Annotated in this window: 11 protein-coding genes; 6 read left to right on the forward strand and 5 right to left on the reverse strand. The window is 55.0% G+C overall.

Translation table 11 applies throughout. From position 1 onward, the window contains the following. Window positions 1-584 precede the first annotated feature (584 nt). Complete coding sequence (gene ilvA / locus ABYP39_RS11260) at window positions 585-2,102, reverse strand: threonine ammonia-lyase, biosynthetic (protein ID WP_372750427.1); 1,518 nt, start codon at window positions 2,100-2,102, stop codon at window positions 585-587. 148 nt (window positions 2,103-2,250) lie between these two features. Here ilvA and rpiA point away from each other — a divergent pair, with 148 nt between their 5' ends. After that, window positions 2,251-2,925, forward strand: a complete 675-nt coding sequence (gene rpiA, locus ABYP39_RS11265; RefSeq protein ID WP_372750426.1) for a ribose-5-phosphate isomerase RpiA — start codon at window positions 2,251-2,253, stop codon at window positions 2,923-2,925. A gap of 45 nt (window positions 2,926-2,970) precedes the next feature. Here rpiA and ABYP39_RS11270 read toward each other — a convergent pair whose 3' ends face one another. After that, window positions 2,971-5,391 carry a TonB-dependent receptor gene (locus tag ABYP39_RS11270; protein WP_372782578.1) on the reverse strand — a complete coding sequence of 807 codons (2,421 nt, stop codon included), beginning with the start codon at window positions 5,389-5,391 and terminating at the stop codon, window positions 2,971-2,973. Between the two features lie 442 nt (window positions 5,392-5,833). Next, window positions 5,834-7,246, reverse strand: coding sequence for an FAD-binding oxidoreductase (locus ABYP39_RS11275; RefSeq protein WP_372782580.1), 1,413 nt, complete (start codon window positions 7,244-7,246; stop codon window positions 5,834-5,836). A gap of 117 nt (window positions 7,247-7,363) precedes the next feature. Here ABYP39_RS11275 and serA point away from each other — a divergent pair, with 117 nt between their 5' ends. The 4 genes from serA (at window position 7,364) to ettA (ending at window position 12,464) form a co-directional block, all read left to right on the forward strand. After that, the gene (gene serA / locus ABYP39_RS11280; RefSeq protein WP_372782582.1) at window positions 7,364-8,590 is read left to right on the forward strand and encodes a phosphoglycerate dehydrogenase; all 1,227 of its coding nucleotides are present in this window, start codon (window positions 7,364-7,366) and stop codon (window positions 8,588-8,590) included. Between the two features lie 2 nt (window positions 8,591-8,592). Beyond that, window positions 8,593-8,958 carry a hypothetical protein gene (locus ABYP39_RS11285; protein ID WP_372759734.1) on the forward strand — a complete coding sequence of 122 codons (366 nt, stop codon included), beginning with the start codon at window positions 8,593-8,595 and terminating at the stop codon, window positions 8,956-8,958. Window positions 8,959-9,025: 67 nt separating this feature from the next. Further along, window positions 9,026-10,642 carry an ABC-F family ATPase gene (locus ABYP39_RS11290; RefSeq protein WP_372782584.1) on the forward strand — a complete coding sequence of 539 codons (1,617 nt, stop codon included), beginning with the start codon at window positions 9,026-9,028 and terminating at the stop codon, window positions 10,640-10,642. Window positions 10,643-10,802: 160 nt separating this feature from the next. After that, window positions 10,803-12,464 carry an energy-dependent translational throttle protein EttA gene (ettA, locus tag ABYP39_RS11295; RefSeq protein ID WP_372782586.1) on the forward strand — a complete coding sequence of 554 codons (1,662 nt, stop codon included), beginning with the start codon at window positions 10,803-10,805 and terminating at the stop codon, window positions 12,462-12,464. Window positions 12,465-12,600: 136 nt separating this feature from the next. Here ettA and ABYP39_RS11300 read toward each other — a convergent pair whose 3' ends face one another. After that, entirely contained in the window at window positions 12,601-14,391 is a 1,791-nt protein-coding gene (locus tag ABYP39_RS11300) for a cation:proton antiporter (protein WP_372759147.1), read from the reverse strand. Window positions 14,392-14,518: 127 nt separating this feature from the next. On the opposite strand from ABYP39_RS11300, the gene ABYP39_RS11305 reads away from it, so the two are divergent. Continuing rightward, window positions 14,519-15,034, forward strand: coding sequence for a glycoside hydrolase family 108 protein (locus ABYP39_RS11305; RefSeq protein WP_372782588.1), 516 nt, complete (start codon window positions 14,519-14,521; stop codon window positions 15,032-15,034). Between the two features lie 101 nt (window positions 15,035-15,135). Here ABYP39_RS11305 and ABYP39_RS11310 read toward each other — a convergent pair. Then, on the reverse strand, window positions 15,136-15,576 hold a 441-nt coding region (locus ABYP39_RS11310; protein WP_372782590.1), incomplete at its 5' end, for a c-type cytochrome.

Below are 15,576 nucleotides of genomic sequence, written 5' to 3' on the forward strand. Positions count from 1 at the left end.
CCATAACTTCTGGCACGCGACAGGACTGGCGAAACGTATAACTCATCTACATCCTTTAGTTACAACCCTCTAACGACCATTCCTAGCTCGCCTCGCGGTTTTTAACACAAACAAAAATTCAATGCATCCTATATAAAATATTTCAGTACATGATTTTGCACTGCAAATAAAAAGCTAAAAATATCGCTACGCAATTCGCAGAAATCGCGCGACAGAAATCACGCTGATCTTCTAAAAAAATGTAATAATTCTGAAATAATTGAAAACGTCAGCAAAGAAACATTAGCGCATCGATGGACCAATGCGTGAAATCCGTCCGCCACACAATGCAACACTTTTCAAAAACCTGTCACGATCCGCAACACCAATACACATAATTGGCGCTCACATAGTACGCTTTTGCTTATGCACCAAATTTGTGTCTGATACAGACCCCTTGCGCGCACTCAATCAACGCACGAAAGGCCGCGACATCCAAACGACATTCTTGAAACAACGTCGATTACGTATAAAAGACAAGAGTCAATCGCGTACAGGGCGTCCCAACTCGGGCGGCTAGGAACACACACTGCATGCGATTAGCACTAGCTTAGAAATTGCTGATAGGCAGGATTGTCAGTTTCTTCGTGGTAGGGGTAGTGTAATTGATCCAGATACTCGCCCACCTTGCGACGATCTTTATCTTCGATCTGCATACCCACCAGCACCCGACCATAGGCCGAGCCGTGATTACGATAATGGAACAACGAGATATTCCAGGCTTGCGGTAGCGTTTTTAAAAACTTCATCAACGCACCGGGGCGCTCGGGAAATTCAAATCGATAAAGCCGCTCATTGGTTACCGAGGCAGGCGCGTGTCCGCCAACCATATACCGAATATGAAGCTTGGCCATTTCATTATCAGTCATATCCCAGACCGGATAACCCAGCGCTTTGAGTTCACGCACTAGATCTTGCCGGTCGTTGTTTTCCGGTGAAACCTGCACACCCACAAAAATCTGCGCATCGTTCACATCGCTGAAACGGTAATTAAACTCCGTGATATTGCGTTTTCCCAGAGCGGCACAAAAGCGTTTAAAGCTACCGGGCTTCTCGGGGATCTGTACGCTGAGAATCGCTTCGCGCCGCTCGCCGATCTCCGTTCGTTCCGAGATATAACGCAAGCGATCAAAATTGGTGTTGGCACCGCTATCAATGGCGAGCAAGGTCTGACCTTCGCAGTCATTTTCTGCGACATACTTTTTCAGGCCCGCCAATGCCAGCGCGCCCGCCGGCTCGGCAATGGAGCGGGTATCATCAAAGATATCCTTGATCGCCGCACAAATCTCATCGGTCGAGGCGGTAATTACGCCGTCGATGGTTTTCTTGAGCACGCGAAAGGTCTCTTTGCCAATCTGCGCGACCGCGACACCATCGGCGAACAACCCGACTTCTTTCAGCGTGACGCGACGATTGGCTTCAAGTGCCGCCTTAAGGCAGGCCGCCTCTTCCGGCTCAACCGCGATGACCTTTACCTCTGGCCGCACATACTTGATATAAGCCGCTACCCCAGCCGCCAGGCCGCCACCGCCAACCGGCACAAACACCGCATCCAAGGGCCCCGTGTGCTGACGGAGGATCTCCATACCGATGGTACCCTGACCGGCGATTACTTCCGGGTCGTCATAGGGGTGCACGTAGGTCATGCCTTTTTCGGTCGTGAGCTTTTTGGCATAGGTGGAGGCTTCGTCATAGACATCGCCGTGAAGGATGACCTTGCCACCACGGGATTTTACCGCGTCCACTTTGATCTGCGGCGTCGTCTTGGGCATGACGATGGTCGCCTTCACACCCATTTTGCTGGCAGCCAGTGCCAAGCCCTGTGCATGATTGCCCGCCGACGCCGCTACCACTCCGCGTGCCAACTCTTCCGGCGACAGGCTCGCCATCTTGTTGTAGGCGCCGCGCAGCTTGAAGGAAAACACCGGCTGTAGATCTTCCCGCTTTAGCAATACCCGATTGCCGATGCGCGCGGACAGTAGCCGGGCCTCGTCAATCGGTGTCTCGATCGCCACGTCGTAGACTTTGGCTTCGAGAATCTTCTTGATGTATTGCTGTGGCACGGTGGTTCCCCAGTGTGGATTTGCGAAGGGCGCAGTCTATCGTGAATTGGCTTCCGGCCCAACAGCCGCAATCACTGGCGCTAAATCGCCCCTCGCACCCTAGGGCTCGAAATTCTATAATGCCTTCCTTTACCCAACAGGCATCCCCATGACCCAAGACGAACTCAAGCAGGCGGTAGCAGCCGCGGCCATCAAGGAAGTGACGCAGGCCATTGAAGACGGTGAAATCATCGGCATAGGCACCGGCTCCACGGCCAACTGCTTTATTGACCTGCTGGCGGAATTCAAACACGACATCAAAGGGACCGTTGCCAGCTCAGAGGCCTCGGCCGAGCGCCTGAAAAAACATGGCATTGAGGTATTTGACCTGAACGCCGTTAACGACGTTGCTGTTTATGTCGATGGTGCCGACGAAACCAACCACCGTCTGGAGCTGATCAAAGGCGGCGGTGCGGCACTGACCCGCGAGAAAATTGTCGCAGCCGTAGCGAAGCAGTTTGTGTGCATTGCTGACGAAAGCAAACTGGTGGATCAGCTTGGCGGCTTTCCGCTGCCTGTGGAAGTACTACCGATGGCGCGCAGCCATGTGGGTCGCGAGCTTGTTAAGCTCGGGGGTGACCCGGTGTATCGCGAGGGTGTTGTGACGGATAACGGCAACATCATTCTCGACGTGTACAACTTCCCTATTGCCACACCGAGAAAAATCGAAGAAAAAATAAACAACATTGTCGGTGTAGTGACTAACGGCATTTTTGCCTGCCGCCCTGCGGACGTTTTACTGCTGGGCACCCAAAACGGCGTCAATCGGATCACACCAAACTAGACGTTTACAAAAAGGCCTCCGGTTGCGGAGGCCTTGCCATTTACGCTAGAAGTTATAGCTGACTTCAACGCCGTAAGTACGCGGCGGGCCGGCAATATACTCATCAAAGCCGAAGTTGGCTTGCAAATTTAGAGCGTAGACGTGGTACTCCTCGTCCGTCAGGTTTTTACCCCACAGCGACACGCTGTAAGACCCGTCATTGGCATACCAGCCCAAGCGACCATTGATCAACCAGTAGGCATCCTGCCGGATTTCCCCATAACCATTGCGGTCGTTGTAGGCGCTGAACCACTGGTCGCCTTGGTAGCTGGCATTGGCATTCACGCTCAGATACCCGCTGTCGGTCAGCAAAATGTCATAATCAGCTGAAACACTGGCGTTAACCGCCGGCGCTGAAATCAGCTCGTTGCCTGACAGGTCAACCTGATCATCTGGATCATCCAGGGTCTCAGTGTTGGCCAAGCTCAGTTCGGAAAACTCGGTTTCCAGAAAACCCACCGCCATTTGTAGAGTCAGACGCTCGGTGGCTCTGGCCCACAGCTCAGCCTCGACACCCTTTATGCTCGACGCCCCGGCATTTTCCAGAAAGTTGGAAATGCCCACCACATTGATGAACTGCTGGTCAGTGTAATCGTAGTAAAAGGCCGCAGCATTCAGGCGCATGCTGTTATCGAGGAGATCGGCTTTGAACCCAACCTCATAGGCATCGATATATTCCGGCGCGGCATAAGCGCCACCATCGATTGTGCGGCTAACGTAGTACACCCCGCCATTAAAGCTGCCGGCACGATAGCCTTTACTGTAGCTGGCGTAAGCCATCCACTCTTCGCTAAAACGATAATCAACACCGATTTTCCCGGTCCACTCTTTTTCTGTGGACTCAAGCTCCGGCGCCGAGGCTGTCGTAAATGGCCCATGGGTATAACCACCAGCAGTCGCCGCCGATAGGGTGGCCGGGTTAGACAGAATGGCTAACGCCGAACTTGAATCAAGCCGTATCCATCCGTTATCGACACCAGTCGGGTTGCCGGGCACCCAGGTACCTACCGGTTCGCCATCGTCGGTGTATCGAGACAGGTTGAGATAAGGCATCGTGTTGGTATCACGGGTGTAGCGCAAGCCGATATCCATGCCAAAATTCGCGGTGAAATCGAAGCGCATCTGGGTGTAGGCCGCAGCGCTTTCTTTTTCTACATCCATACGATGCACCACCTGGCCAACATCGATCAGGTAGGGCGCATCGCCGAGCGTATCGGGCTTGGCCAACACCACGCGAGGATCAGGGAAATCACTAAAGATCAGGTAGGTGTTGTGCATCGCCAGATCTTCAAAGCCGTAGTACAGGCCGGCAATGATATTGAACATACCGTCAAAGGCGGATGTGAATCGCAGATCCTGACTGTAGCTCTGTGAATCCGACGCCCACAGTATCTCTAGCAAGCCTTTGGGACCGCCGTCTGTATCCTGCTCCTGATAATAATCTGCATCGAGATAAGAACTGACTGAGGTGAGGGTATAGTTGTCGGCATTGTAGTTGATGGTAAGAACCGACAGATCGGTACGAGTATTCAGATCACCTGAAGCGTTGGATTCCACCTCGTGAAAGCCAAGACTCTTCGGGCGTGAGTAGCCGGTATAGTCGATATCGTTGCCATCTGGGGTCGGAGTTCGCCCCTCACCCTTGGGCGGCGTACTGGTTCCGTCATTCTTCGACGCTGTGTATTTGAATACCGCGTCCCAGCGATCATTGATCAACCAATTCAGCGCCAGGCGACCACCGCTAAAATCCGTGGCGGCACCGTCTTCGCTCTGGCCTTTGATCTCCATCCAGCCGTCATCCTGCTTGATTTTGCCGGACAGGCGCGCGGCCAGTGTACCTGGAATCAGCTCGGCTTCAGCACCGGCCTCCAGGGTGGTGGCGCCAAAGTTACCGGCCCCCGCTTTGAGATAGCGGCTGCCTTCGCCGTCGAAGCGCGGGGTGCGGGTAATGATGTTGATCGCGCCGCCGGTCGTGTTTTTGCCGTACAGGGTGCCCTGCGGACCGCGCAAAACTTCCAGTCGCTCCACATCGAAAAAGCTGGCGCCGTGACTGTAGGTCGGCCCGAGATAAGCTTCATCTACATACACCCCAATCGGGCTGGCCTGATTCGAGCTGTAATCCGACATACTCACGCCACGGATAGAAAAAATCGGCTGGACCTCACCGTAGGCACCGCTGACCTGCATGTTCGGCACCTGCGCGCCGATATCCACGGCACTGTCAAAACCCAGCTTGTCCAGCGAGTCGCCGGAAAGACCAGTAACCGCAACAGGAATATCCTGGGTACTTTCACTTCGCTTCTGGGCGGTAACCAGCACCTCCTCGAGAACCGGCGCGGCACTGACGGAACTAATAAAGGAGGCGGAACTGATAAAGAGGGCGGAAAGGGTTAACAGAGAACGGCGACCGGTTGGCGCAGTTCGCATTTTTATCCATTGTGACAACAGCTTAGATCTCCATCGACAGGTTGTTCAACGCTGCACATCGGTACAGCGCTCCGCAAACGGCCGCGATGTTATCACAGACTACATGGGGTATGGGGCTATCCAGTTCGCATTTGTCTACCGGCGAATCTGTGGCGCAAGCACCCGGCACGAACTCGCATTAATTCCGCTACGTCGACGTATGTTTTGTCAATTCTCAGGGATAGACGCAGCCGGAGGATGGCCGCGCACTTCACCACCAACAATTGACTTGCTGGAGGCTGAAATACTTGTGTGAATCGGCAGGCACAACCTGAACCGACCATTGGCAGCTATAGGGCGCTAAATAAAGCACATGGAAGCTCTATCTGGATGGCAAACCAACTGCGCACTAAAGCTGCTAATTACACTTTTAATTTCGTGACAGTGCTAAAAACGCAGACGCTTAGTCAAACACTTTGCCCGGATTCATCACCCCTTTGGGGTCAAACACCTGCTTGATCGCCTTCATCGCCGCAATTTCAGCCGCGCTGCGGGTGTATTTCAGGTAGGGCTTTTTCAACAGGCCGACACCGTGTTCGGCCGATACGCTGCCACCGAAGCGCTCGACAATGTCGAACACCTCCAGGCTCACTTCACTGCACTGCTCAAAGAAGGTGGTTTTATCGAGGCTGTCGGGTTTGAGGATATTCAGATGCACGTTGCCGTCGCCGATATGGCCAAACCAGATAATCTCGAAATCCGGGTAACGGGCGTTGACCACATCTTCTACCGCCACCAGAAACTCTGGCACTTTGGAAATAACGGTGGAAATGTCGTTTTTGTAGGGGGTCCAGCGAGAGATGGTCTCTGAAATATCTTCGCGCAAACGCCACAAGTTTTTCAGCTGCTCCAGTGACTGACTCATAACGCCATCAATCACCCAACCCTTCTCCACAGCCTCTTCAAACAGGGTCATGGCTTGTTCTTCTACCTGCTCGTTCAGTCGCTCAAACTCCAGCAGACAGTAAAACGGCGTCGCACTGTCAAAGGGGCGAGCCAGCCCCTGATGCTCTACTACCTTCTGCAGGGCCTGCTCGGAGAAAAACTCAAAGGCCGTAAGATCAATCGAGGCCTGAAAACGGTTGAAAACCTGCATCAGGGCATCAAAATCCGGCACCCCCAGCACCATCGCGGTCAGATCATGGGGCTGGCGGGTGAGTTGCATGGTCGCTTCCACCACGAGGCCCAGGGTGCCCTCAGCGCCGATAAAGAGCTGGCGCAGGTCATAGCCCGCGTTATTTTTCAGCAGGCCGTTGTTCAGTTCCAGCAGCTCACCCGTGCCGGTCACCACCTTCAGACCAGCCACCCAGTCGCGGGTCATGCCGTAGCGAATCACCTTGATACCGCCGGCATTGGTGGAGATATTGCCACCTATCTGGGAGGAACCGGCAGATGCAAAATCCACCGGATAGAACAAACCCTGCTCTTCAGCGTATTGCTGAAGCTGTTCAGTGATCACCCCGGCCTCGCACTGCACAGTGCGATCTATGGGATCGAAGTGCTTGATTGCATTCATATAATCCAGTGCCAGCACGACCTCGCCATTGGCTGCCACGGCACCGCCGCTCAGGCCCGTGCGACCACCGCTGGGGACAATCCCAAACTCCAGATCATTGGCCCGCCGCACCACCGCCTGTACCTGCTCAATAGAACGGGGGAATACGATGGCAATTGGCGCTGGATCTACCGCGCGGGTCCAGTCTCGCCCGTAGGTGGCGAAATCATCGTCAGAACAGCGGACATTAGCGCCGCCTACAATTTCTTTAAGCTGGGTAATGATAACGTCGGCGCTTTCACGGCTAGCGGCTGCATTCATGGGGGCAATAGCCTCTATAAACAGGTCTGTAAAACGGGTGGCTAAACAGGCGATTCTGAAAGGGCGCGTATGGTCCCATACGCGCCTTTTCCTGTACCGCTGGACATACCTAGACCCATGGCAAAGAAATCTCTCGACAAGGACAAGATAAAGTTCCTGTTGCTGGAGGGCGTACACCAGTCCGCCGTCTCCCTGTTGGAAAACGCTGGCTATACCAATATTGAGTACCATAAAAAGGCGCTCGAAGGTGACGAACTGCTGGAGAGCATCAAGGACGCCCACTTCATCGGCATCCGCTCCCGCACCCAGCTCACCCGCGAAGTGCTGGAACAGGCACCCAAACTCAATGCCGTGGGGTGTTTCTGTATTGGCACCAACCAGGTCGACCTGGTGGCAGCCCTGGAGCGCGGCGTGGCGGTGTTCAACGCCCCCTATTCCAACACGCGTTCCGTCGCCGAACTGGTGCTGGCCGAAGCCATTTTGCTGCTGCGCGGCGTGGCCGAGAAAAACGCCGCCGCCCACCGCGGGGAATGGATGAAATCTGCTACCGACTCTTATGAGATTCGCGGCAAGAAATTAGGCATTATCGGTTACGGCTCAATCGGCATGCAGCTCTCCGTGCTGGCCGAAGGGCTGGGCATGAAGGTGATGTTTGCCGACACCGTTAACAAACTGCCGCTGGGCAACGCCTCGCAGGTGAGCCTGAGCCAGTTGCTGAGTACCGCAGATATCGTCAGCCTGCACGTGCCGGAAACTGGCTCCACCAAGAACATGATTGGCGTCAAAGAATTCGAGCAGATGAAACAGGGCTCGATTTTGATCAACGCCTCGCGAGGCACGGTGGTCGACATTGACGCCCTCGCCAACGCCCTGCGCGAAAAGCGCCTGCTGGGTGCTGCCATCGACGTATTCCCGGTAGAGCCGAAAAGCAACAACGACGAATTTATTTCGCCACTACGCGAATTCGACAATGTATTTCTAACACCCCACATCGGCGGCTCCACGATCGAGGCTCAGGAAAACATCGGCATGGAAGTGGCCGAGAAGCTGGTGAAATATTCCGACAACGGCACCACCGTTACTTCCGTGAACTTCCCGGAAGTCGCCCTGCCGTCACAAGATGGTCGCCACCGCCTGCTGCACGTACACAAAAACGTGCCCGGCGTGATGAGCGCTATCAACCAGATTTTCTCTGAGAACGACATCAACATTTCTGGCCAATACCTGCAAACCAATGAATCGGTTGGGTATGTGGTAATAGATGTAGATCAGGCCTATAGCGAACTGGCCCTGAGCAAGCTCAAAGAGATTAACGGCACACTGCGCTGCAGAGTGTTGTTTTAACGATGGCTAATGCCGTAAGCGATCTGGCAGACCTGGTAGGCAAAAGCTGCGTACTGGGTCTGAGTTACTACAATCCGGCCGGTGAGGTACTGAACCAGCGTATGCTCGCCGCCCGGGTCCAAAGCGCTGGCGATGAAGGCATTGTGTTGCGTCCGCTGCAAGACGAGCGCGATTTTACCCTGCCGCCAGAGTTGAGCTGCTGGTTCATTGCCCCCAAAGGCACCTTTACCGACAGTGAAGAGCAGACCATTGAAAACCCAGATTTTCTCGTGACCTGGGATGTGCACCGCAAGAAAGAAACCGGTGACGAAGGTGAGCACGAGTGGTGGGAATGGGTGCCCTGCACTGTTCCACCGACCGTCGGTTAGCAACCGTCCGACAATCAACGCATTTTTCTCAACCCATACTGCGTTTTACACGCAAAGGATTTTCTTTTTGATCACCACCGCCAACGTCACCATGCAATTTGGTGCCAAACCCCTTTTTGAAAATATCTCTGTAAAGTTCGGAGGCGGCAATCGCTACGGGCTAATCGGCGCCAACGGCTGCGGCAAGTCCACCTTCATGAAGATTCTGGACGGCAGCCTCAAACCAAGTTCCGGCAATGTCTCGACCGACCCCAATGAGCGCGTGGGCAAGCTTTCTCAGGACCAGTTCGCCTTCGAAAAATTCTCGGTCATCGACACCGTAATAATGGGCCACACAGAGCTCTGGGACGTGAAGCAGGAGCGCGATCGCATCTATTCCCAGACAGAGATGTCTGAAGAAGACGGCATGAAAGTGGCTGATTTGGAAACTCGCTTTATGGAGCTCGATGGCTACAGCGCGGAAAGTAGCGCGGGCGAAATCCTGCTCGGCGCAGGCATTCCTCAGGAATACCACTTCGGCCCCATGAGCGAAGTCGCTCCCGGCTTGAAACTGCGGGTACTGTTAGCACAGGCGCTGTTTTCCGATCCAGATATTCTGCTGTTGGACGAGCCTACCAACAACCTCGACATCCACACTATCCGCTGGCTCGAAGATGTACTCAACCAGCGTAAAAGTACCATGGTAATCATTTCCCACGATCGCCATTTTCTCAACGCCGTGTGCACCCACATGGCCGACATTGACTACGGCGAACTGCGGGTTTACCCCGGCAACTATGATGATTTCATGACCGCGTCGACTGCGGCCCGCGAGCGGCTGCAAGCTCAGAACGCGAAGAAATCCGCCCAGATCGCTGATCTGCAGCAATTTGTCAGCCGCTTTTCGGCTAATGCGTCCAAGGCCAAACAGGCTACCTCGCGCGCCAAACAGATCGAGAAAATCCAGCTCGACGAGATCAAGGCCTCCAGCCGGGTATCGCCCTATATCCGTTTCAAGCAGGAGAAAAAACTGCACCGTCAGGCACTGACACTGGAAAATATCGGTCACGGTTTTGACGAACCCTTGTTCGCCAAAGGCAGCATGATTCTTGACGCTGGTAGTCGCCTGGCCATTATTGGGGAAAACGGCGCTGGTAAAACCACCTTACTCCGCTGCCTGATGGATGAGCTCCAGGCCAACGAAGGCGTGGTGAAATGGGCTGAGAATGCCAGCCTAGGCTACTGCCCTCAGGACAGCAGCGCCGACTTCGACAATGACCTCAATCTGTTCGACTGGATGAGTCAATGGCGCAAGCCCAGCCACGACGACCAGATTGTGCGAGCAACACTGGGGCGCCTGCTGTTTTCCTCGGACGACTTCAACAAGCAGGCAAAAGTCTGCTCTGGTGGCGAAAAAAACCGCCTGCTGTTCGGCAAGCTAATGATGATGGACACCAATGTGCTAATCATGGACGAGCCCACCAACCACCTGGATATGGAGGCCATCGAAGCCCTCAACCTGGCATTGGAGCATTATGATGGCACCCTGATCTTTGTCAGCCATGACCGCGAGTTCGTGTCATCGCTGGCGACCCGTGTTATTGAAATCAAAGATCAGCAGCTGATCGACTTTCAGGGCACTTATGACGAGTATCTTGCTCAGCAGGAAGTTGATAATCGCAAGCTCGCCAACGCCGCACGTTAAACCCTCCCCTCACCCCTCTCCCTCTGGAGAGGGGGCGCACTGAAGGTTCGCTCTCCCGGGGGGTGAGTCAGGGTGAGGGGGAAAGCGTTGGAATTGATTCCACCGCTCAAGTCAGCTACCTTGCGCCCATCTTTTCCAACGCTACCAATGAGACCCCAACATGGCCCAATACGTCTATACAATGAACCGGGTCGGCAAGGTTGTGCCGCCCAAGCGTCAAATTCTCAAGGATATTTCTCTCTCCTTTTTCCCGGGTGCCAAGATCGGCGTACTCGGCCTGAACGGCGCCGGTAAATCCACACTGCTGCGCATCATGGCCGGTGTCGATACCGAATTTAATGGTGAAGCCCGCCCCCAGCCCGGCATCAAAGTGGGCTACCTGCCACAGGAACCACAACTCGATCCGGAGAAAACGGTTCGCGAATGCGTGGAAGAAGGCCTGGGTGAAGTGAAGGAAGCCCAGATAGAGCTGGAAAAAGTCTACGCGGCCTATGCCGAGCCAGACGCCGATTTCGACGCACTCGCCAAAAAGCAGCAGCAGCTGGAAAACATCATCCAAGCGGCCGACGCCCACAACCTGGATCACCAGTTGGAGGTAGCAGCCGACGCCCTGCGCCTGCCGCCTTGGGATGCAACAATTGGCAATCTGTCAGGTGGTGAAAAACGCCGCGTAGCACTGTGCCGTCTCTTGTTGTCCGGCCCAGACATGTTGCTACTCGACGAGCCCACCAACCACCTGGACGCAGAATCGGTCGCCTGGCTGGAGCGGTTTCTCTGCGACTTCAGCGGCACCGTGGTTGCCATCACCCACGATCGCTACTTTCTCGACAATGCAGCCGGCTGGATCCTGGAACTCGACCGCGGCCATGGCATTCCCTATGAAGGCAATTATTCCGATTGGCTGGAAGCGAAAGAAAAGCGCCTGGAGATGGAGGCGAAATCGGAGGTCTCTCGCAAAAAGACCATCGAGTCGGAGCTGGAGTGGGTGCGCAGCAATCCCAAAGGCCGCCGCGCCAAAAGCAAGGCCCGCTTGCAGCGTTTTGAAGAGCTGCAAAGCCAGGAATTTCAAACCCGCAACGAAACCAATGAAATTTATATTCCACCGGGTCCGCGCCTTGGCGACAAAGTTATTGAGGTCGAGGGCGTCAGTAAGTCTTACGGCGAGCAACTGCTGTTCGACAACCTGAGCTTCTCCGTACCTAAAGGCGCCATCGTCGGCGTGATCGGCGGCAACGGTGCCGGTAAGTCGACCCTGTTCCGCATGCTTAATGGCAAGGAAACACCTGACAGCGGCAGTATCGAGCTTGGTGATACCGTGAAACTGGTTTCCGTGGATCAGATGCGCGACAGCCTCGACGACAGCAAAACCGTTTGGGAAGCCGTCAGCGACGGTCACGACATCCTGAATATCAATGGCTACGAAGTCCCCTCGCGCGCCTATATCGGTCGCTTCAACTTCAAGGGCTCTGATCAGCAAAAACGCGTCGGCGAACTGTCCGGCGGTGAGCGCGGCCGCCTGCAACTAGCCTGCACTCTGCGTCAGGGTGGCAACGTGCTGCTGCTAGACGAACCCTCAAACGACTTGGACGTTGAAACGCTGCGCGCACTGGAAGAAGCGCTACTGACCTTCCCAGGCTGCGCCATGGTGATCTCCCACGACCGCTGGTTCCTCGACCGTATTGCCACCCACATACTGGCGTATGAAGGCAATTCAGAAGTGGTGTTCTTTGAAGGCAACTACACCGAGTACCATGCAGACCTGATCGAGCGAAAGGGCGAAAAAGCCCAGCCAGAGCGTGTGAAATACAAGAAGCTCAAGTAAGTTCGATAGTTATCCGAGGCTCCTACCGCTGCGGTAGGAGCCTGCGCCGCAGGCGAACAGCGCAAAAAACTGCGCGAAAATATGCTCATCTCCCACCGACACCAATCTCGCTTTCAAGGCACACTCTCGTATCAGCTTAGCTTTGACTTGGCGGAACAAAACTCACCAGAGTTTCTCCCACCTTCAGTGTCGGGTTTTCCTGCGACACCCAATCAAGCCGACCTTCTTTACTCACGACTGCCAGCATGATCGCATCGCCCGGTAATTGCATAATAATGTCTTCACCGCTGAACTCATCGGTAACCCGGGTTTTCTGAAAACGCCAGTCGCGTATCAGATTGTTCCAAAGCGCGCCAAAGGTGACCTTGCGAGAAAATACGCTGACCCCCCGGCGCACATGGGAAACTTTTCGCCGATCGCTGTCATCATTCGTGTCGGCATCGGTTAGCTGATAGACCAGTGTTCTGCCTATCTCCGCCGCAAAGTGGTTACACACCATTGAGTTGTAAGCCACATTGCCGGTAGCGGCTAACACCACTTTTACACCGTCCAGCTCAAGCGCTTCTTCTGCGCGGTCCGAGAGTATTTCACCATACCAGGTGGGTACACCCTGTTGACGCGCCGGCCGCAGCCTCGACCAGTCAGCATCTGCCAGCAACACGTCCACCTTCAGCTCTCTGAGTACTTTGCACAACTGCACTGACCAGGGAGATGCGCCGACGATCAAGACACGCCCCGAACCCTCTGCGCGCAATTTCAGGCGGGTAGCAAGTGGCCCCAAACTGAAGCCATGCAAAATAACCGTGGCAAAGATCACCAGGAAAACAGCGGGTACCAGCAGGTCAGCGCCGTCATAGCCCGCCTCGATCATCGCCGGAGCAAATGCACCAGCCGATGCTGCCGCTACCACCCCGCGCGGTGCAATCCAGCCCACCAGAAAGCGCTCCTGCCAGGGCATGTCGATTCCCACCGTGGAGATCCAAACCGTCAGTGGACGCACCACAAACAGAACGGTGAGAAGCATCGCGATCAACTGCCAGTTAATCTCTTTAAGCAATCGCGGCTCCAGCGACGCGGTGAGTATCACAAACAGGAAGGAAACCAGAATAATGGTGATGTACTCTTTAAAACGGCGCATCTCCTCGATACTGCGCAGGCCCATATTCCCCATCACTACCCCCATCACCGTCACGGCCAGCAACCCGGATTCGTGAAGTACAAGGTGAGATAGGGCATACACGCCCAATGCCACAGCAATGATCATGGGCGCTTTGAGATATTCGGGCACCCAGCCGCGCCGAAAGAATGTACCAAGCAGGTAGCCGCCACCACCGCCAATCAACACGGCAACCACCACTGCCGTGAGCAGACTGGTCAGCGCAACGCCAAGGCCACCGCCTTCGCCGGAATAAAGGAAATACTGGTAAACAATGACCGCCAGCATGACGCCCAGCGGGTCGTTAATAATGCCCTCCCATTTAAGGTAGGACGAGGTCCGGCGATTCAGGTTGGCGTGTTTGAGCAGCGGCATGATAACGGTGGGGCCAGTTACGACCAGAATGGCGCCCAGCAGCAGGGCTACCGGCCAACCCAGACCACCCACGAAATACGCCGCTAGCGTGCCCAGTACCCAGGCGACCAGCACCCCTACCGAGGTCAGACGCCGCACAACACGGCCTGCCTCCCGCAATTCGTGCAACTGCAGGTTAAGGCCACCTTCAAATAAAATCACCGCGACAAACAGTTGAATCACTGCGTTAAGACTGGGGCCGAAATCCACAGCCGGTTGCACCCAACCCGAGATTGGCCCAAGAATAAGGCCCGCGGTGGCCAAGAGCACGATGGCTGGAATCTTTAATTGCCAGGCAAGCCACTGACAGAGAATGCCGCTAACCAGAATGACTACCAGTGCCAGTGATAACTCCATCTGTACTCCCCTTTTTCCGTTGCTCTCAGCTTAGTGGCGGGGGCCCTTGCGCGCCACCGTAATTTTTTGACCTTTACGGAAAAGCCGGTGTATGGTTTTAGCCACTTGGTCTTGGCAGGGAATGCACATGGCTGATTTCGCACCCGCATTTGAAGAAATGATCCGCAATGAAGGCGGTTATATCCTCCACAACGTGCCCGGCGACCGTGGCGGCGATACCTATGCCGGTGTAGCCCGCCGCTTCCACCCCCACTGGGCGGGCTGGCAATTTATCGATAGCGACGACCTGCAAAACCCGGCCCTGTTCGACTGCGTAAACACCTTCTACCGCGAGCACTTCTGGCAGCGTCTGCGCGGCGACGACATCGCCGATCAGCGCATTGCGGAAACGTTGTTTGATTTTGCAGTAAACGCAGGTCTTGGCACCGCCGCCAAACTGGCGCAGAGCGTTCTGGGCGTCACTGCCGATGGCATTATTGGCCCTGTCACCATTGGCAAACTGAACGACTTTCCGCCAAACGAATTTCTCTACCGCTATGCCATGGCAAAGGTGGCTCGTTACGCAGAAATTGTGAACCGCGACAAAAGCCAGTCGAAGTTTCTGCTGGGGTGGATCAATCGCACCTTAAAGGGGGTTGCCTGAATCGGCGATTCGCAGCAAGGCCCGCATCTTATCTGAACTCCAGGTATTGAAATTCCCTCCAAATACCCCGACTCCAGATAAGAGCCGGCCCTGACGGCGTGTTACTGCTGCGCTTTTACTCTCACCTCAAGCGGCTCGTTAGCTTCTGACATCACATACTGGCGGATCAGATCACTCTGCTGCTTGGTCACATCCGATTTAAACGACGGCATACCCTGACCCACGCGCGCACCGCCAATCACCACACTGTGCCAGGCATCCTCATGCGCCAACAGCGGCGACCAGCGCAGATCGGGCAACAGACCACTGGAAACCGCGTGATCTCCGTGGCACACCAGGCAGGAGCTGTTATAAAGCTTCTGGCCCTTCGCTAGCGCTGCTGCATCAACGGTTGGTTTGGGTACATCCGGCTTGGCGAGATGCCGCTCTGGCATCACCGGCAAACTGGCCTTGCCATCAAGCTTGAACACCAGCAGGCGCCCAACGCCCGGTGCGCTTTCCGCCGGAAAAAGCCCACCGTATATCAAGGCAAAGGCGCCGCC

It is taken from the genome of Litorivivens sp. (assembly GCF_041625495.1).
Lineage (GTDB): Bacteria > Pseudomonadota > Gammaproteobacteria > Pseudomonadales > Spongiibacteraceae > Litorivivens.